Origin of the sequence: Pantoea sp. AS-PWVM4, from assembly GCF_000468095.1 — a bacterium.
GTDB lineage: Bacteria > Pseudomonadota > Gammaproteobacteria > Enterobacterales > Enterobacteriaceae > Pantoea > Pantoea phytobeneficialis.
In genome coordinates this window covers 35,514-52,405 of record NZ_ASZC01000006.1, presented here as the reverse complement: position 1 = coordinate 52,405, position 16,892 = coordinate 35,514, and the positions used below count along the sequence as shown (strand labels likewise).

At 53.1% G+C, this 16,892-nt stretch carries 17 protein-coding genes and 1 pseudogene; 8 read left to right on the top strand and 10 right to left on the bottom strand.

Annotated elements, in window-relative coordinates; all coding sequences use genetic code 11:
• The first annotated feature begins 549 nt into the window (after positions 1 to 549).
• The 5 genes and pseudogenes from rpmH (at position 550) to mnmE (ending at position 4,382) form a co-directional block, all read left to right on the top strand.
• Positions 550 to 690: a 50S ribosomal protein L34 gene (gene rpmH, locus L579_RS23235; RefSeq protein ID WP_003849659.1), complete on the top strand. Its 141-nt coding sequence runs from the start codon at positions 550 to 552 to the stop codon at positions 688 to 690.
• Between the two features lie 15 nt (positions 691 to 705).
• Complete coding sequence (gene rnpA / locus L579_RS07480) at positions 706 to 1,065, top strand: ribonuclease P protein component (RefSeq protein WP_036625704.1); 360 nt, start codon at positions 706 to 708, stop codon at positions 1,063 to 1,065.
• Positions 1,029 to 1,287, top strand: a pseudogene (gene yidD / locus L579_RS23230) (membrane protein insertion efficiency factor YidD). The gene rnpA and the pseudogene yidD overlap by 37 nt, the downstream one beginning before the upstream one ends.
• Positions 1,288 to 1,289: 2 nt before the next feature.
• Positions 1,290 to 2,936, top strand: coding sequence for a membrane protein insertase YidC (gene yidC / locus L579_RS07475; RefSeq protein ID WP_013511118.1), 1,647 nt, complete (start codon positions 1,290 to 1,292; stop codon positions 2,934 to 2,936).
• Positions 2,937 to 3,017: 81 nt separating this feature from the next.
• Entirely contained in the window at positions 3,018 to 4,382 is a 1,365-nt protein-coding gene (gene mnmE / locus L579_RS07470) for a tRNA uridine-5-carboxymethylaminomethyl(34) synthesis GTPase MnmE (RefSeq protein ID WP_021183647.1), read from the top strand.
• Positions 4,383 to 4,433: 51 nt separating this feature from the next.
• Here the strand turns inward: mnmE and L579_RS07465 are convergent, their stop codons facing one another.
• Together L579_RS07465 and L579_RS07460 are read right to left on the bottom strand one after the other, a co-directional pair.
• On the bottom strand, positions 4,434 to 4,940 hold the full coding sequence (locus tag L579_RS07465; RefSeq protein WP_051337947.1) for a hypothetical protein: 507 nt from the start codon (positions 4,938 to 4,940) through the stop codon (positions 4,434 to 4,436).
• 11 nt (positions 4,941 to 4,951) lie between these two features.
• Complete coding sequence (locus tag L579_RS07460) at positions 4,952 to 6,058, bottom strand: XRE family transcriptional regulator (RefSeq protein WP_021183645.1); 1,107 nt, start codon at positions 6,056 to 6,058, stop codon at positions 4,952 to 4,954.
• Between the two features lie 269 nt (positions 6,059 to 6,327).
• Here L579_RS07460 and L579_RS07455 point away from each other — a divergent pair, with 269 nt between their 5' ends.
• Complete coding sequence (locus L579_RS07455) at positions 6,328 to 6,918, top strand: malonic semialdehyde reductase (RefSeq protein ID WP_021183644.1); 591 nt, start codon at positions 6,328 to 6,330, stop codon at positions 6,916 to 6,918.
• 91 nt (positions 6,919 to 7,009) lie between these two features.
• On the opposite strand, the gene L579_RS07450 is transcribed toward L579_RS07455, so the two are convergent.
• Positions 7,010 to 7,519, bottom strand: a complete 510-nt coding sequence (locus L579_RS07450) for a flavin reductase family protein (RefSeq protein WP_021183643.1) — start codon at positions 7,517 to 7,519, stop codon at positions 7,010 to 7,012.
• A gap of 304 nt (positions 7,520 to 7,823) precedes the next feature.
• On the opposite strand from L579_RS07450, the gene L579_RS07445 reads away from it, so the two are divergent.
• Positions 7,824 to 8,582 (top strand): 4'-phosphopantetheinyl transferase family protein, encoded by a 759-nt coding sequence (locus tag L579_RS07445; protein ID WP_036625700.1) that lies wholly within the window; start codon positions 7,824 to 7,826, stop codon positions 8,580 to 8,582.
• Positions 8,583 to 8,614: 32 nt separating this feature from the next.
• On the opposite strand, the gene L579_RS07440 is transcribed toward L579_RS07445, so the two are convergent.
• Positions 8,615 to 9,928, bottom strand: coding sequence for an NCS2 family permease (locus L579_RS07440; protein WP_036625697.1), 1,314 nt, complete (start codon positions 9,926 to 9,928; stop codon positions 8,615 to 8,617).
• Between the two features lie 139 nt (positions 9,929 to 10,067).
• On the opposite strand from L579_RS07440, the gene yieH reads away from it, so the two are divergent.
• Positions 10,068 to 10,727: a 6-phosphogluconate phosphatase gene (gene yieH, locus L579_RS07435; protein WP_021183641.1), complete on the top strand. Its 660-nt coding sequence runs from the start codon at positions 10,068 to 10,070 to the stop codon at positions 10,725 to 10,727.
• Positions 10,728 to 10,817: 90 nt separating this feature from the next.
• On the opposite strand, the gene L579_RS07430 is transcribed toward yieH, so the two are convergent.
• The 6 genes from L579_RS07430 to pstS form a co-directional block, all read right to left on the bottom strand.
• Positions 10,818 to 12,056, bottom strand: coding sequence for an MFS transporter (locus L579_RS07430; protein ID WP_021183640.1), 1,239 nt, complete (start codon positions 12,054 to 12,056; stop codon positions 10,818 to 10,820).
• Positions 12,057 to 12,163: 107 nt separating this feature from the next.
• A complete protein-coding gene (gene phoU, locus L579_RS07425; RefSeq protein ID WP_021183639.1) occupies positions 12,164 to 12,898 on the bottom strand; it encodes a phosphate signaling complex protein PhoU in 735 nt (244 codons plus the stop codon).
• Positions 12,899 to 12,914: 16 nt separating this feature from the next.
• A complete protein-coding gene (gene pstB, locus L579_RS07420) occupies positions 12,915 to 13,688 on the bottom strand; it encodes a phosphate ABC transporter ATP-binding protein PstB (protein ID WP_021183638.1) in 774 nt (257 codons plus the stop codon).
• A 44-nt stretch (positions 13,689 to 13,732) separates the two neighbouring features.
• The gene (gene pstA / locus L579_RS07415) at positions 13,733 to 14,620 is read right to left on the bottom strand and encodes a phosphate ABC transporter permease PstA (RefSeq protein WP_021183637.1); all 888 of its coding nucleotides are present in this window, start codon (positions 14,618 to 14,620) and stop codon (positions 13,733 to 13,735) included.
• Positions 14,617 to 15,579, bottom strand: coding sequence for a phosphate ABC transporter permease PstC (gene pstC, locus L579_RS07410; RefSeq protein ID WP_013511107.1), 963 nt, complete (start codon positions 15,577 to 15,579; stop codon positions 14,617 to 14,619). Before pstC ends, pstA begins: the two co-directional genes overlap by 4 nt.
• Before the next feature lie 62 nt (positions 15,580 to 15,641).
• Entirely contained in the window at positions 15,642 to 16,685 is a 1,044-nt protein-coding gene (pstS, locus tag L579_RS07405; RefSeq protein ID WP_036625694.1) for a phosphate ABC transporter substrate-binding protein PstS, read from the bottom strand.
• Between the last annotated feature and the right edge of the window lie 207 nt (positions 16,686 to 16,892).

Sequence of the window (16,892 nt, the reverse complement as noted above, 5' to 3'; positions counted from 1 at the left end):
ACGTTCGTTTTTTGACACAGGCGATCAGAAAGCGCCTGCGACCGCTATCCGCGGTAGCCTCCCTGCGATCTCAGAGTGGATCGTCAGCGGAAGGGCGGATCATAGCGCAAAGCGGCACAGAGATCTCCCCTTTCTACACAGTTTTGATCCAATTTATCCACAGGGTGCGGAAGCGCTAAAGAGTTTACGCCTTCTGGCGAAAAAGCGAGCGGGGATCAGGATGAAAGCTGTAAATTTTCTGGCCGTGTCTCGTTTTCCGCAAAAAAAATCCGCCGATCGATCGCAAGAAGATCCTGCTCGATCCTTGCGCTTTAACGTATAGCCCGTATAATTCTCCACCCCGGCGTTGTCGCGTTCAGCCCAATGCCCGGAATCAGCGGGCTGTATCCGGGTTTTCCTGGTACCGCGACCAGCGAAGTAAATTGACTCTGGACTGTACAATTATTACAATCCCGCCTCTTTATTAAAGACACATTGAGGCGTCGGTCGATTTACTGGCCCGAAAACGCGTCACCCAGTGAAAATTTTCAAGTTTAGGTAGAAATCGCCATGAAACGCACTTTTCAACCGTCCGTACTGAAGCGCAACCGTTCTCACGGCTTCCGTGCACGTATGGCTACTAAAAATGGTCGTCAGGTTCTGGCACGTCGTCGTGCTAAAGGCCGTTCTCGTCTGACCGTTTCTAAGTAATAAAAGCTAACCCTCGTGGTTAAGCTCGCATTTCCCAGGGAGTTACGTTTGTTAACTCCCACTCATTTCACTTTCGTCTTCCAGCAGCCACAAAGGGCTGGCACGCCGCAAATCACCATCCTCGGCCGCCTTAACTCGCTGGGGCATCCCCGCATCGGTCTCACCGTCGCCAAAAAACATGTTAAACGCGCCCATGAACGCAACCGGATCAAGCGATTGACCCGCGAAAGCTTTCGTCTGCGCCAACATGAACTGCCCGCGATGGATTTTGTGGTCGTGGCTAAAAAAGGGGTTGCTGACCTGGATAACCGTGCGCTGGCGGAAGCGTTGGAGAAATTATGGCGTCGTCACTGTCGCCTGGCTCGCGGCTCCTGATCGGCCTGATACGCGTGTATCAACGCGCCATCAGCCCACTGCTGGGACCTCATTGCCGGTTCCATCCCTCCTGTTCGCAGTATGGAATTGAGGCCTTACGTCGCTTTGGCGTAATAAAAGGCAGTTGGTTGACGATTAAACGCGTATTAAAATGCCACCCTTTGAACCCGGGTGGCGACGATCCTGTGCCGCCAAAAAAACTTTGAAACCAGAGAACATTAACGATGGATTCGCAACGCAATCTCTTTCTCATCGCTTTTCTGTTCGTGTCTTTTATGATCTGGCAAGCCTGGCAGACGGACCATGCTCCGCAGCCGCAGCAAACCCAGACCACGCAGACCACTAACAGCACAGCGGGTGATGCCGCCACTTCCGGCGTTCCCGGCAGCGGCCAGGGCAAAACGATCACCGTTAAGACTGATGTCCTGTCTTTAAACATCAACACCCGTGGCGGCGATATCGAGCAAGCCTCACTGCTGACGTACCCGGATAAACTGGGTTCGGATGCACCGTTCCAGCTGCTTGAAACTACCCCGGCGTTCATCTATCAGGCGCAGAGCGGCTTAACTGGTCGCAACGGTCCGGATAACCCGAACAATGGCGCGCGTCCGCTTTTCACCACCACTCAGGACCACTTTGAGATGGCGGAAGGTCAGACTGAGCTGCGCGTACCGCTCACCTGGACCGGCGAAAACGGTGTGGTCTACACCAAAACCTTCGTGTTCAAACGCGGCGAATTCGCTGTAAATGTTGACTACAACATCAATAACGCCAGCCAGCAGCCGCTGGAAGTCGCGATGTTTGGTCAGCTGAAGCAGACTATTGAAGTCCCGAAACACCGCGATACCGGCAGCAACAACTTTGCTCTGCACACCTTCCGTGGCGCAGCGTACTCGACCAGCGATGCGAAATACGAAAAATATAAATTCGATACCATCAATGATAACGAGAACCTGAACACCACCACCAGCAACGGCTGGGTGGCGATGTTGCAGCAATACTTTGCTACCGCGTGGGTTCCACGTACTGAAGGCACCAACACCCTGTACACCAGCAACCTGGGTAACGGCGTGGCAGCCATCGGTTATAAATCTGCACCGGTAACTATCGCCCCTGGCGCACAGCAGAATCTTGGCGCGACCCTGTGGGTTGGCCCGGAAATTCAGGACAAAATGGCGGCCATTGCGCCTCACCTGGATCTGACCGTAGATTACGGCTGGTTGTGGTTCATCTCTCAGCCGCTGTTTAAGCTGCTGAAATTTATCCACAGCTTCATCGGTAACTGGGGCTTCTCCATCATCGTTATCACCTTCATCGTTCGTGGCATCATGTACCCGCTGACCAAAGCGCAGTACACCTCGATGGCGAAGATGCGCATGCTACAGCCGAAGATTCAGGCGATGCGTGAGCGTCTGGGCGACGATAAGCAGAAGATGAGCCAGGAGATGATGGCGCTGTACAAAGCGGAGAAGGTCAACCCGCTCGGTGGCTGTCTGCCGCTGGTGATTCAGATGCCAATCTTCCTTGCCCTGTACTACATGCTGTCAGGCTCGGTTGAACTGCGTCATGCGCCGTTTATTCTGTGGATTCATGACTTGTCTGCGCAGGACCCGTACTACATCCTGCCGGTTATCATGGGTATCACCATGTTCTTCATTCAGAAGATGTCACCGACTACCGTGACCGATCCGATGCAGCAGAAGATCATGACTTACATGCCGGTTATCTTTACCGTCTTCTTCCTGTGGTTCCCGTCAGGTCTGGTGCTGTACTACATCGTCAGCAACCTGGTTACCATCCTCCAGCAGCAGCTGATTTATCGCGGCCTGGAAAAACGTGGTCTGCATAGCCGCGACAAGAAGAAAGCGTAACGTCCAGCTCCCACGAGCCACGACGTATACTCAAGGGGCGGCATTTATGCCGCCCTGTTTTTTTGCAAAAAAAGGTGATTTATGAGCCACAGCGATACCATCGTCGCCCAGGCGACGCCCCCCGGACGTGGCGGCGTCGGCATCCTGCGTATCTCCGGTGCCAAAGCCGCTGACATCGCGCAAGCCGTGCTGGGCAAACTGCCGAAACCGCGCTATGCCGACTATCTGCCGTTTACCGATAGCGATGGCCGCGTGCTGGATCAGGGCATTGCGCTGTGGTTCCCCGGACCAAACTCCTTCACCGGTGAAGATGTGCTGGAGTTGCAGGGCCACGGTGGCCCGGTGATCCTCGACCTGCTGCTGAAGCGTATTGTGGCGCTGCCCGGCGTTCGCATCGCACAACCAGGTGAGTTTTCTGAACGCGCCTTCCTGAATGACAAGCTCGACCTGGCTCAGGCAGAAGCCATTGCTGACCTGATTGATGCCAGCTCAGAGCAAGCGGCACGTTCGGCGGTGAACTCGTTGCAGGGGGCATTCTCTATCCGCATTAACGCGCTTGTGGAAGCACTTACTTACCTGCGCATCTATGTGGAAGCCGCTATCGACTTTCCTGATGAAGAGATCGACTTCCTTTCCGACGGGAAAATTGAAGCGCAGCTGAATGCGGTGATCGGTGACCTGAATGGCGTGCGTGCTGAAGCACGCCAGGGTAGCCTGCTGCGCGAGGGGATGAAAGTGGTGATCGCCGGACGTCCTAACGCTGGAAAATCCAGTCTTCTCAATGCATTAGCTGGAAGAGAAGCCGCAATTGTCACCGATATTGCCGGAACGACGCGTGATGTACTGCGCGAACACATTCATATCGACGGAATGCCATTGCATATCATCGATACTGCCGGTTTACGCGATGCCAGCGACGAAGTAGAACGCATCGGTATTGAGCGTGCCTGGCAGGAGATTGAGCAGGCTGACCGTGTGTTGTTTATGGTGGATGGCACCACCACTGACGCCACGGAAGCGGCGGCCATCTGGCCCGATTTTGTTTCGCGTTTGCCAGCCGAACTGCCGATCACCGTGGTACGAAACAAAGCCGATATGACAGGCGAGTCCCTTGGTCTGTCTGAAGTAAATGGTCACTCACTTATTCGCCTCTCCGCCCGTACCGGCGAAGGTGTGGATACCCTGCGCGATCACCTGAAACAAACCATGGGCTTCAGCGGCAATATGGAAGGTGGCTTCCTTGCTCGCCGTCGCCATTTGCAGGCGCTGGAACTGGCGGCAACCCATTTGCAACAAGGCAAAGATCAGCTGCTGGGAGCCTGGGCGGGCGAGCTGCTGGCCGAGGAGCTGCGTCTGGCACAACAGGCGTTGAGCGAAATTACCGGTGAGTTCACCTCTGATGACTTGCTGGGGCGGATTTTCTCCAGTTTTTGTATTGGTAAGTAATGAGGATTGAGGAACGCATTATTGTTGCCCGGAAGAATGCGCTCCTTTTCTTTAAAGCAGACCTAATCTGATATTCTGACTGGTATTCGAATGCCACTGCTGTGTGTAATTTTTTGCGAGTTTGGGATAAAGATTTATCGACTTAAGCAAACTTTCTAAAGATACCATCTGCTCCAGCCAGCCAATTTTATGTGCTACCCGCATCGCGGCTTTATCAGGGCTGGCAAGGAGCCAGCAAGCCTGCCCAGCTTTGCTGGCATAAATCAGCAAGTCTTGCTCACCAGGGTCGAGCCCCATAATATCGGGATGAGAAAAGGTACAACGTATTCTGTCTGGCTCAGTAACTGTATAAATGTGAGCCATTGACTGGGATAACTGGCCGAAGTCAATTTGCTGAGGACTGGTTCGATTTTGAAAACCGGTTTGCGTTTCTTCCATAACCGTGGCTACGGTATGGAACTGATATTGCTGACTTAAAGCTGGCCAGCAGGATACTCGATGAGCTTCAATAATAACATTAGTATCAATTAAGACTATATCGCCAGCTTTTATCGTCATGCTAAGTCCATTTAGAGATCAAAGGGAACGGGCTTGTTATAATCCAGCATTAGTTGCTTAAGCTCCTCAATAGTTAAACCTGTCACTGTCGCCATTTTCCTGACAGAGATTAAGCCACTGTCTAACGCTTTCGCAACGTACTCAACAAACTGCTGATTATAAAGGCGAGGTGTCGTTATATCCCTTGAGTGACCATTGTTTACCATAAGACTATCATCAAATACTTTGGCATCATTTTCAGATATTTTCTTTAAACTGACCAGACGCCACTTTAATGCTTGCGAGGACACCTGGAATTTATCAGCAAGTGCATTAAGAGTCAGTTCATTCAGTGGCTCATCAAGCATTGCAAGATATTTATCTACACTTTTCCCCGGCATAAGAAGGGCGCTGGCAAACGCATCAGCTAACCTTTCCTCATGTGGTTTTTTTGTTTTCGAATATGCGTATTCAATATGCCGTGGTGGTAAAGCATCCCAGGTTAGACAATGAAAGACTTCATGGGCAATATCAAAATTACGCCGCCCCGAGACTTCACTCCTGTTAACTAATACAACACTCACATCCTTATGTCTGATTGCTGCACCTGAAACATCTTTAGGGGCATCAATATAGAGCATGAGAATGTTGAATCGCTTAAGTAAACGAGACTCCAGGTTTTCAGCAGGAAACTCCCCTAATGCCAGTTCATCTACGAGATGCTCTGCACAACGCTGCGCCTCTTCCAGAGTACTATCTTTATCTAAAGTGAGCCGGGGAAAAATGACGCTCGGCGCTTCTGTAGAGAAATGTTGGCGTAAGTCTCGATAGAGAGCTACGAGGCGATTAGTCTTCTTTTCAAACTCTACCAGAATGACATCGGTTGCATCGCTTTGCCGCCATGAGTATTCAACTTCGCCAACCAAAGAATAGGGGTCGGCAAACTCCTCAAAACTGATATCAAGATAAGCGAGAGCGAGCATAAGCTCTTCCGGTTGGAGATTTCTGGCACCTTTTTCAATCGCAGAGAGGGTTTGCCTGTCTTTAAAACCCATCACTTCGGAAAGAACTTCCTGATTAATTTTTTTTGCTTCCCGCCAGGCAGCCAGTCTGCGACTAAGGAATTGATTATTATGCATAAAGCACCCCACTAGAAAACTCAAAAATCACAGATTCGTCTTTACTGAAGAAGACGATCTTATTCTTGCATTCTTATTTTTGCAAGATGTAGAGGTGAAAAAATAAGCCAGGGTAAATTGAAAGATAGTGTCGCTTTGTGATTTGGTTACCCGCTGCGTTTGCAGTATAACGATCTCTGGCAGTGCCAAAAGTGCACCGACTGATCCAGGCCATTCCTCTATTCATGCTAAACATTGGGCTCAATTTGATGCCTGAAAAGGAGAGAAACATGAGTACACCGCTCGACAGCCTCGCTCTGAATACCCTATTCAATGAGGCTCGCACCCACAGCTACTGGCAGGAAAAACCCATTTCAGAAGAACTGCTTAAACAGCTCTATCAGTTGACGGCGCTGGGTCCGACTTCTGCTAACTGCTCACCGGGTCGCTTTGTATTTGTTACTTCCCAGGAAGGGAAAGAGAAGTTAAAGCCAGCACTCTCCTCCGGTAACCTGGAAAAAACCATGAAGGCACCGGCTACGGTGATCGTCGCCTCAGATCCCGAGTTCTATGAAAATCTGCCGAAACTGTTTCCGCACGGTGATGCGCGTAGCTGGTTCACCAGCAACCCGGAATTGGTCAAAGAGACAGCGTTTCGTAATAGCAGCCTGCAAGCAGGTTACCTGATCATGGCCGCGCGCTCGCTCGGTCTGGACGCTGGCCCAATGTCTGGTTTTGATCCAGCCAAAGTCAACGCCGCCTTCTTCAGCGACAGCAAATGGCAGGTTAATTTGCTGATCAACCTCGGCTATGGCGAGGCCAGCAAGCTGCATGCGCGTCTGCCACGCCTCGGCTTCGATGACGTGTGCAAGTTTGCCTGAACAACGCTTGAATGAATGCGTAACAGCGCGATTTTTCGCGCTGTTTTTCAGAATTGCAGAGGCGGCCTGATTAGCGCGATAAATCGCGCCGCTACAGACCCAGCGAATGAAAACTACTGTTGAAGTAGACCATAGGCTCGGCAGCTTCCCCGGCCAGATTGATACCGACAATCCGTGCCAGCAGCACGCTGTGGGTATGCCATTCCACCACTTTTTCCAACTGACAATCAAAACTCACCAGGGCATCGGCCAGCACTGGCGCGCCTGTGGTGATCGTCTGCCAGTTGCCGGTCTGGAAACGTTCCTCACGGCGTGATGACTGACTGAACTGAGCACACAAATCCGCATGTTGCTCACGCAGTACGTTGACGGCGAAATGGCCCGCCTGCAAAAAATAGGCGTGGCTGGTGGCACTTTGATTGACACATACCAGCAAGCTCGGCGGTTCCGCTGCCAGTGAACTGACTGAGGAGGCAATCAGGCCATATTTTTCACCCGCGTGTTGCGTGGTAACCAGCGAGACACCTGAAGCCAGACGGCGCATACCATGACGAAAGTCATCCAGAGAAATTGATTCCTGGTGTGATGAAGTAACTGACATAAAAAACTCCGACGTGCGTTATTCTGCGATGAAGCGCGGCTGAAATTTAGCGATCATAATTTTCTCATCAGCCTGCTTTTTTTTACCGCCCAAATCCTACACCACATCAGGCTATTCAGCATCCATTCAGGCATTTATCAGCAAACTACTACCATGAAATAGCGGCTGATGCGGCGTCAGCGCATTGTCATGATCTTCGGCGTTATCTGAAATTCAGGTATTCCATGTAATGCCGGATGCAAAGCCATGAGAAAATTCTTACAATAGACCTGATGATTATCCGACCATTTTCACGGAGCGACAGATGGCTAGTCATTTTGTTCGTTGGACGGGTAACCCGCCCCTCTCCTCTGAGACAATGCGGGTCCCACAGGATGTGATCAATAGCGCACAGCGCCTGCCCGACAAGCGTCGGGGACGCTTTCTCGCCGCGCGTGGGCTGTTGGCGCAGCTAATGTTACGCGTCTATGGTATCAATGAATTACCACCGCTTGTGACCACCAGCAGTGGACGCCCTTGTTTTGCCGATTCTGCCCTGCCTGATTTCAGCATTGCCTACGCCGGGAATATGGTGGGTGTGCTGCTGGCCGAAGAAGGCGGGCGTGCCGGGCTGGATATGGAAATTGTACGCGCCCATAGCCGCCAGACTCAGGATACATTAACGCAGGATCTCTCTTCCGGAGAGAAAGCCTGGATTAATGCGCAGCAGGATTTTATGGAAGCGGTAACGCAAATCTGGACCCTGCGCCAAAGCATCCTCAAACTCACCGGAGAAGCCGAAAGCGGTATCGATTCGCTGCGACTGCATCCAGCCGCGGGACGCCTGCGCTCCAGCGTATTTCCTGATATCCAGGCGGTGTGCGATGCCGAACCGACGCTGGTCTGGTCCTGTGCGCTCTCCCCCGGCACCGAACGTCTCCGGCTGTGGGAAATTGATGCCAACCATCAATGGATGCCATTGCGCGACGTGGAGATAAGTAAACCGAATATCGGACCACGCACGCTGCGCCTGACCAGCCTGCCAAGTGAACGCACCACACCACAGGAAATGGGGCATCTGTAACAAAACAGGCCGCTTATGCGGCCTGTAACCTGTTAGTGAGCATCAATAAAGGCGATTTTCAGCACAAACAGCAGCGCGACCACCACTACGCACGGACTGATTTCCCGCCAACGGCCAGTCCCCAGTTTCATCACGCAATAAGCAATAAAGCCCAGCGCAATTCCTTCCGTGATGGAGAAACTGAACGGCATCATTACCGCAGTGACAAACGCCGGAACCGCTTCAGTGAGATCATCCCAACGCACCCGTGACAGCGATGCCGTCATCAATACACCGACGTAGATTAACGCCCCCGCTGCCGCGTAGGACGGCACCATCGCCGCCAGCGGCGACAGGAACATCACCAGCAGGAACAGAATGCCGGTGATCACCGCCATCAACCCGGTGCGCCCGCCAATCGCTACGCCAGAAGAACTTTCGATATAAGCAGTGACGGAAGAGGTGCCGATCAGCGAACCCGCCACCGAGCTGACGCTATCGACAAACAGCGCCTGCTGCATACGCGGGAAGGCGCCTTTTTCATTGGTCAGTCCCGCTTTGTCGGTCACACCGATCAGCGTGCCGGAGGAATCGAACAGGTTGACCAGCATAAAGGAGAAAATCACCCCGGCCATACCGATATTAAGCGCACCTTTGAGATCAACTTGCCCAACGACAGCGCCCACGGATGGTGGTGTCGCGAAAATACCGGTGAACTTCACATCGCCAAGCAGCAAGCCGATCGCCGTGGTCACCACAATCGATACCAGTACCGCCGCATGAATGTTGCGAGAGGCGAGAATAGCGATAATAAAGAAGCCAAGTGCCCCCAGAAGTACGCTATGTGAGGTCAGGTTGCCCACCGTCACCAGGGTGTCGGCATTTGACACGATAATGCCGGCATTTTTCAGTCCCATCATGGCGATAAAAAGCCCGATGCCCGCGGTGATGCCAACACGCAGACTCAGCGGGATATTGGCGATCATCCAGTAACGCACGCGCAGCAGCGTGAGGATCAACAATCCCAGCGCCCCCCAGAAGATCGCGCCCATCCCGATCTGCCACGAATACCCCATTGCACCTACGACCACAAAAGCAAAGAAGGCATTCAGTCCCATTGCGGGTGCCAGCGCCACCGGCAGATTCGCCACCAGCCCCATCAGGATGCTGCCGAATGCCGCAATCAGGCAGGTGGTGACAAACACCGCCTGGGTGTCCATGCCAGCGGCACCCAGAATCTGCGGGTTGACGAAAACGATGTAAACCATCGTCAGAAAGGTGGTGAAACCGGCGATCACTTCTGTACGCACGGTGGTGCCGTGTTCCTGCAACTTAAAGACGCGTTGCAACAGACCCTGCTTGTTCATAGCTTATTCCGCTGAAAAATTTAACGCGCGTATCCTATAGATTTTGACTGACCAGCACACTGATTTTTCGCAAGCGTTTGCTCGGTGCGCACAGTGCGTTAGAGTGACAGCTTCTTATTTAGCAAAAGGATGATGTCTGATGTCAGTTGAATGTGTTTTTTTTGATTGTGATGGCACGCTGGTCGACAGTGAGGTGATCTGTACACAATCCTACGTCAACACCTTTGCCCGCTACGGTATTGAACTCTCACTACAGGAGATGTTTGAAAAATACAAAGGGGTAAAACTCTACGACATCATCCGTGATGTTTCTGCGGAACATCAGACTGAATTGCCAATGGATGAGGTGGAAACGGCGTACCGCGCCGAGGTAGCACGCTTATTCGATTTGGAACTGAAGCCCATCGCCGGAGCGAAAGCGCTGGTGGAACAAGTCAAAGTCCCGATGTGCGTCGTCTCAAATGGTACGGTGAAAAAGATGCAACATTCATTGGGGCTGACCGGCATGTTGCCGTACTTTGCGGCACATCTTTACAGCGGTTATGACATCAACCACTGGAAGCCGGACCCGGAGCTGATGTATCACGCCGCAGAACAAATGCAGGTACCGATTGAGAAGTGCATTCTGGTGGATGACTCCGAGGCCGGTGCCCGCGCGGGGATCGCCGCGGGCATTCCGGTGTTTTATTACTGCGCCGATGCGCATAACCCGGAACTGGATCACCCGCTGGTGACCCGATTTGATGATATGGCGCAGCTCCCGGATTTATGGCACGCGCGCGGTTGGGCGTTGGTGTAACTGCCCACAGGGTCCCGTAGCGGTGCGATTCATCGCGCGGGGTTTTCCCGCAGCACGCAAGATCTTGCGCGATAAATCGCGCCGCTACGCTTAGCCTATCGCGCCGAGTGAATCCTCATTGCCCTGCTTCTTCGGCAATAAAAACAGCGTCGCGACGATATCCAGCAGATAAATCAGCGCCAGCAGGGTAATCGCTGCCGCGAAGGAAATTTTCGTTGCCAGTAAGCCAATAACCAGCGGGCCAAAACCCCCTACACCACGTCCGAGGTTAAACAATACGTTCTGCGCCGTGGCACGCGCCTGGGTTGGAAAGGTGTCGGAAATCAGCGCGCCATAACCGCCAATCATGCCATTCACAAACATCCCCATCAGCGCCCCGGTAAACAGCATCACGGTGGGATCACGTAGCTGAGCGTAAATGACCACCATCACGACCGCACCGAATTGATATAGCAGAAAAATTTTCCAACGCGCGAAGCGATCCGCCAGTACACCGAACAACCAGATGCCAAAAGTCATGCCCACGACGGTGACGGCGGTCCACAGGCCGGATTTGGTCAGGCTGAAACCAAAGCTGGAGGAGAGATAACTCGGCATCCAGATCATCAGGCCGTAGTAACCAAAGTTCTGCACTGAGCAAAGAATGAAAATCCCCAGACTGGCTTTGCTGGTGGCGCGATCGCTAAACAACAATCGCATACGCGCTGCAAACGACAATTGCGGCGTTTTGGTCACATGTCGGGTAAAGCCCTCTGGCTCGCCCATGCTGCGCCGAATCACAAACGAAACCAACGCAGGCAGCAGGCCCACCAGGAACATTCCACGCCAGCCAATCACGCTCAGCAGTGGCGGCGTGATAAAAGCCGCCAGCAACACCCCCAGTTGCCAGCCGATACCGACCCACGCTGAAGCACGGTTACGCTTCTCCTGCGGCCAGGCTTCGGCAATCAGCGCCATGCCGATACCGAATTCTCCCCCCAGCCCCATTCCGGCAAAGGTACGATACGCCAGCAGATCCCAATATCCCTGCGCCACCGCACACAATCCGGTGAATATTGAGAACATGAGAATGGTGACGGTGAGAATGCGGATACGGCCAAAGCGGTCGCTCAGATGACCAAAAACAATTCCGCCGACCACGGCACCAATCAGCGTCCAGGTGACCAGCGAACCGGCCTGAGAAGGATCGAGCGCCAGCGAGACGCTGATTGCCGGTAACATAAAGCCGAGGATCAGCAGATCGAAGCCATCCATCGCATAGCCACTGACGGCGGCCAACATCGCTTTTGCCGGGGTTACGCTCTGTTTCTTGTGTGGGGAGAGGGACATGCAGCAGCACCTTGCAGTAAAAAGTGCGCCAAGTATAAAGAGCGGAAAGACTTGAGACCAATCAGAAATGGAGATGGCTGCCAGTAAAACCAGCAGCCACGGGGTTATCAGGAAGGTTTGTTGCTGCCATCGTCGCCGGACAACAACTCATCCAGCTTGTCGCCGCCAACATGACGGAAATCCTGGCCCTTCACAAAATAGAAGATGATCTCACAGATGTTCTGGCAGCGGTCACCGATACGCTCAATGGCACGGGCACAGAACAGCGCAGTCAGTACGCTGGGGATAGTACGCGGGTCTTCCATCATGTAGGTCATTAACTGACGCACAATACCCTCGTACTCTTTATCCACCTTCTTGTCTTCGCGGTAGATATCGATCGCCGCGTTGAGATCCATGCGCGCAAAAGCATCCAGCACGTCATGCAGCATCTGTACGGTATGGTGACCGAGTGATTCCAGGCTCACCAGCAGCGGCAGATGTTGCTGGCTAAATTTCTCCAGCGCGGTGCGGCTGATTTTTTCCGCCACGTCCCCAATACGTTCCAGCTCAGAGATGGTCTTGATGATCGCCATCACCAGACGTAAATCGCTGGCGGTAGGCTGCCGTTTGGCGATGATGCGCACGCAGGCTTCATCAATCTCCACTTCCATCATGTTGACCTTCTGGTCGCCGTCGATGACTCGCTGCGCCAGATCGCCATCCTGGTTATGCATCGCGGTAATGGCGTCGGTAAGCTGCTGCTCCACCATGCCACCCATGATCATCACCTGAGTGCGAATGTGTTCCAGCTCAGCGTTGAACTGACCGGAGATATGTTTGTTCAGATTTAAATTATCCATGTGCGTCTCCGTCAAATCAGCCGTAACGACCGGTAATGTAGTCTTCTGTCTGCTTTTGCGCTGGCTTGGTAAACAGCGTATCGGTATCGCTGAATTCAATCAGCTCACCCAGATACATAAAGGCGGTATGATCGGAACAGCGCGCCGCCTGTTGCATGTTGTGGGTCACAATCACTACGGTGTAATCCTGCTTCAGCTCGGTGATCAACTCTTCGATACGGCCCGTGGAGATGGGATCCAGCGCCGAGCATGGCTCATCCAGCAGCAACACTTCCGGGCGAATCGCAATGCCGCGAGCGATGCACAAACGCTGCTGCTGACCGCCGGAGAGACTGTAACCACTCTGATGGAGCTTGTCTTTGGTTTCATTCCACAGCGCTGCTTTCGTCAGCGCCCACTGCACGCGCTCATCCATATCTGCACGCGACAGCTTTTCAAACAGACGGACACCAAACGCGATGTTGTCGTAAATCGACATCGGGAACGGCGTAGGTTTCTGGAACACCATGCCCACACGGGCGCGCAGCAGGGCAATATCCTGGCTTGACGCCAGAATATTGTCCCCATCCAACAGAATCTCACCTTCTGCACGCTGCTCAGGGTAGAGCGAATACATTTTATTGAAGGTGCGCAGCAGGGTCGATTTACCACAGCCGGATGGCCCGATAAACGCGGTGACCTGGTTCTTTGCGATGTCCAGATTGATATTTTTCAGCGCATGGAATTTCCCGTAATGGAAGTTCAGATTGCGCACCTGAATTTTGCCGGCAGAAGAAGTTGCCATACTCATTGCTCGTCTCTCATGTACCGCGCTGCCATAGCCGCGCCGGGAAATTAGTGTTTGCTCTTAGCGAAAATCACGCGTGCCAGGATGTTCAGCAGCAATACGCACAGGGTGATGATCAGCACACCCGCCCACGCCAGGCTTTGCCATTCCGCGAAGGGACTCATGGCAAATTTAAAGATGGTGACTGGCAGGTTGGCGATCGGCTGCATCATGTCGGTGCTCCAGAACTGGTTCGACAGCGCAGTAAACAGCAACGGTGCGGTTTCACCGGCAATACGCGCAATCGCCAGCAGCACACCGGTGATAATGCCGGAGACTGAGGCCTTGAGGGTGATAGCTGAAATCATCTTCCATTTCGGCGTCCCCAGCGCATAAGCGGCTTCACGCATGCTATCAGGCACCAGACGCAGCATATTCTCAGTGGTACGGATCACGATGGGAATCTGCAACAACGCCAGTGCCACCACGCCTGCCCAACCGGAGAAGTGTTGCATCTGCGCCACCACGATGGTGTAAACGAACAACCCCACCACAATTGACGGTGCAGACAGCAGGATATCGTTAATAAAACGAATCACCTCTGCCAGCCAGTGCTTGCGACCATATTCGGCAAGGTAGATCCCCGCCATGATACCCAGCGGTGTGCCAAAGAAGGTTGACCAGAAAATCAGTAAACCACTGCCTGCGAGGGCGTTCGCCAGGCCACCGCCAGCGGTATTGGGTGGCGGGGTAGATTCAGTAAACAGCGACCAGGAAAGGCCATCAATACCACGGGAAATGGTGGTAAACAGGATCCAGATCAGCCAGAACAGACCAAATGCCATCGTCAGCAGCGACAGGGTCAGCGCGATTTTATTTTTGGTGCTGCGCCATGCCTGCATTTTGCGACGCGAGGCTTCCAGTTCAGCGCGGGCCTGCAATTCAATGGTTGTCATGACCGGGCTCCTTCACTTTTCGCCAAACGCAAAATCATCAGTTTGGAGATCGCCAGCACGATAAAGGTGATGACAAACAGGATCAGCCCCAGCTCCATCAATGCCGCCACATGGACACCGGATTCTGCCTCAGCAAATTCATTCGCCAGTGCCGAGGTGATGCTGTTGCCCGGCATAAACAGCGATGCGCTGTCGAGCTGGTAGGTGTTACCGATGATAAAGGTCACCGCCATCGTCTCACCCAATGCACGGCCCAGACCGAGCATCACACCACCAATCACACCGTTTTTGGTGAAGGGCAACACGATGCGCCAAATTACTTCCCAGGTGGTGCAGCCAATACCGTAGGCCGACTCTTTCATCATCACCGGGGTCTGTTCGAACACATCACGCATCACCGAAGCAATGTACGGGATGATCATGATGGCGAGGATAACGCCTGCCGCCAGGATACCGATCCCAAAAGCCGGGCCGGAGAACAGCGCACCTACAATCGGGATATTCGACATGATGTCGCCAACCGGCGTCTGGAAGTACTCGGCAAAGAGTGGCGCAAAAATAAACAGGCCCCACATGCCATAGACGATGCTGGGGATAGCCGCCAGCAGCTCGATTGCGGTGCCGAGTGGACGACGCAGCCAGCCTGGCGCCAGTTCCGTCAGAAACAGGGCGATACCGAAGCTCACCGGAACGGCGATGATCAGCGCAATCAGCGAGGTTACGACGGTACCGTAAATCGGCACCAGCGCACCAAATTGTTCGTTAGGCGCATCCCAGGTCTTGGTCCACAGGAATGAGAAACCAAATTTCTGGATACTGGGCCAGGAGGAGAAAATCAGGGAGACGATGATGCCACCCAGCAGCAATAACACAATCAGCGCAGCCAGTTTCACCAGCGCGCCGAAGATCATGTCACCTTGTTTGCCAGGGGCTTTAAACGTCGGCTTAGTGGCAGCCATAGAAGTCTCTGTTCTCAGGGGAAGTCAGGGTGGCCAGCCTGTCGGCTGGCCAGGTCATTCACTTACTTGTACAGCGCTTTGCCGGAAGAATCTTTGATGTTGGCTTTCCAGGCATCACGAATCTGCGTGGTCACGCTTTCTGGCAGAGCTGCGTAATCCAGGCTGGTCGCCGTTTTTCCACCATTTTTGTAAGCCCAGTCGAAGAACTTCAGCACTTCGCTACCTTTCTCTGCATTTGCCTGATCTTTATAAACCAGGATGAAGGTGGTGGAAGTGATCGGCCATGCATCGTTGCCTTTCTGGAAAGTCAGGTCCTGGGCAAAAGATTCGCTCCAGTTCGCGCCTTTGGCCGCGTTAGCAAAGCTGGTTTCGCTCGGTGCCACAGCTTTGCCGTCAGCATCGTGCAACTTAGTGTAAGTCAGGTTGTTCTGCTTGGCATACGCGTACTCGACGTAGCCGATTGAACCCGGCAGACGCTGGACGAATGCCGCCACGCCGTCGTTACCTTTACCGCCCAGACCGGTCGGCCAGTTTACGGTGTTGCCTTTACCAATTTTGCTGTTCCACTCTTCGTTCACTTTGGACAGGTAGCTGGTGAAGACGAAAGAGGTACCGGAACCGTCAGCGCGGCGTACCACGTTGATGTTGGTATCTGGCAGTTTCACGCCCGGGTTCAGTTTGGTGATCGCCGGATCGTTCCACTTTTTGATATTGCCCAGGTAAATGTCACCAACGGTTTTACCGTCGAGGGTCAGCTGACCAGACTTCACGCCAGGGATGTTAACCGCCAGAACCACACCACCGATCACGGTCGGGAACTGGAACAGGCCATTTTTTTGCAGATCTTCATCTTTCATCGGCGCATCTGACGCACCGAAATCGACGGTTTTGGCGATGATTTGCTTCACGCCGCCCGAAGAACCAATACCCTGATAGTTTACTTTGCTACCGGTGGCTTGCTGGTATTCTGCTGCCCACTTGGCATAAACCGGTGCCGGGAACGTCCCGCCTGCGCCAGTCAGATCGGTTGCTGCAAAAGCAGAGACCGCGCTTACTGCGAAGGTGGCGGCGAGGATTCGGGCTACGGTGCTACGCATCAGTGTCATGTTCCCTCCAGGGGAGTTAAAAAAATCAGGCTCTATGCCATTTTAGTAAGAGTCATTGATTGCTGCTGGAGGGAAAATAGGACAGTTTGATGACAGTCAAATGTACGAAATATGACAGTTTTATGACAAAGGTACCGACTGCGGTATAGGACGACGAGACGTTGTATAACAGGCTGTTAAGATTGTTTTTCTGTGGCGGAGCTAATG

Coding starts and splice junctions, on each gene's coding strand:
- rpmH (WP_003849659.1), top strand. CDS start 550: ATGAAACGCACTTTTCAACCGTCCGTACTGAAGCGCAACCGTTCTCAC.
- yidC (WP_013511118.1), top strand. CDS start 1,290: ATGGATTCGCAACGCAATCTCTTTCTCATCGCTTTTCTGTTCGTGTCT.
- mnmE (WP_021183647.1), top strand. CDS start 3,018: ATGAGCCACAGCGATACCATCGTCGCCCAGGCGACGCCCCCCGGACGT.
- L579_RS07465 (WP_051337947.1), bottom strand. CDS start 4,940: ATGACGATAAAAGCTGGCGATATAGTCTTAATTGATACTAATGTTATT.
- L579_RS07460 (WP_021183645.1), bottom strand. CDS start 6,058: ATGCATAATAATCAATTCCTTAGTCGCAGACTGGCTGCCTGGCGGGAA.
- L579_RS07455 (WP_021183644.1), top strand. CDS start 6,328: ATGAGTACACCGCTCGACAGCCTCGCTCTGAATACCCTATTCAATGAG.
- L579_RS07450 (WP_021183643.1), bottom strand. CDS start 7,519: ATGTCAGTTACTTCATCACACCAGGAATCAATTTCTCTGGATGACTTT.
- L579_RS07445 (WP_036625700.1), top strand. CDS start 7,824: ATGGCTAGTCATTTTGTTCGTTGGACGGGTAACCCGCCCCTCTCCTCT.
- L579_RS07440 (WP_036625697.1), bottom strand. CDS start 9,928: ATGAACAAGCAGGGTCTGTTGCAACGCGTCTTTAAGTTGCAGGAACAC.
- yieH (WP_021183641.1), top strand. CDS start 10,068: ATGTCAGTTGAATGTGTTTTTTTTGATTGTGATGGCACGCTGGTCGAC.
- L579_RS07430 (WP_021183640.1), bottom strand. CDS start 12,056: ATGTCCCTCTCCCCACACAAGAAACAGAGCGTAACCCCGGCAAAAGCG.
- phoU (WP_021183639.1), bottom strand. CDS start 12,898: ATGGATAATTTAAATCTGAACAAACATATCTCCGGTCAGTTCAACGCT.
- pstB (WP_021183638.1), bottom strand. CDS start 13,688: ATGAGTATGGCAACTTCTTCTGCCGGCAAAATTCAGGTGCGCAATCTG.
- pstA (WP_021183637.1), bottom strand. CDS start 14,620: ATGACAACCATTGAATTGCAGGCCCGCGCTGAACTGGAAGCCTCGCGT.
- pstC (WP_013511107.1), bottom strand. CDS start 15,579: ATGGCTGCCACTAAGCCGACGTTTAAAGCCCCTGGCAAACAAGGTGAC.
- pstS (WP_036625694.1), bottom strand. CDS start 16,685: ATGACACTGATGCGTAGCACCGTAGCCCGAATCCTCGCCGCCACCTTC.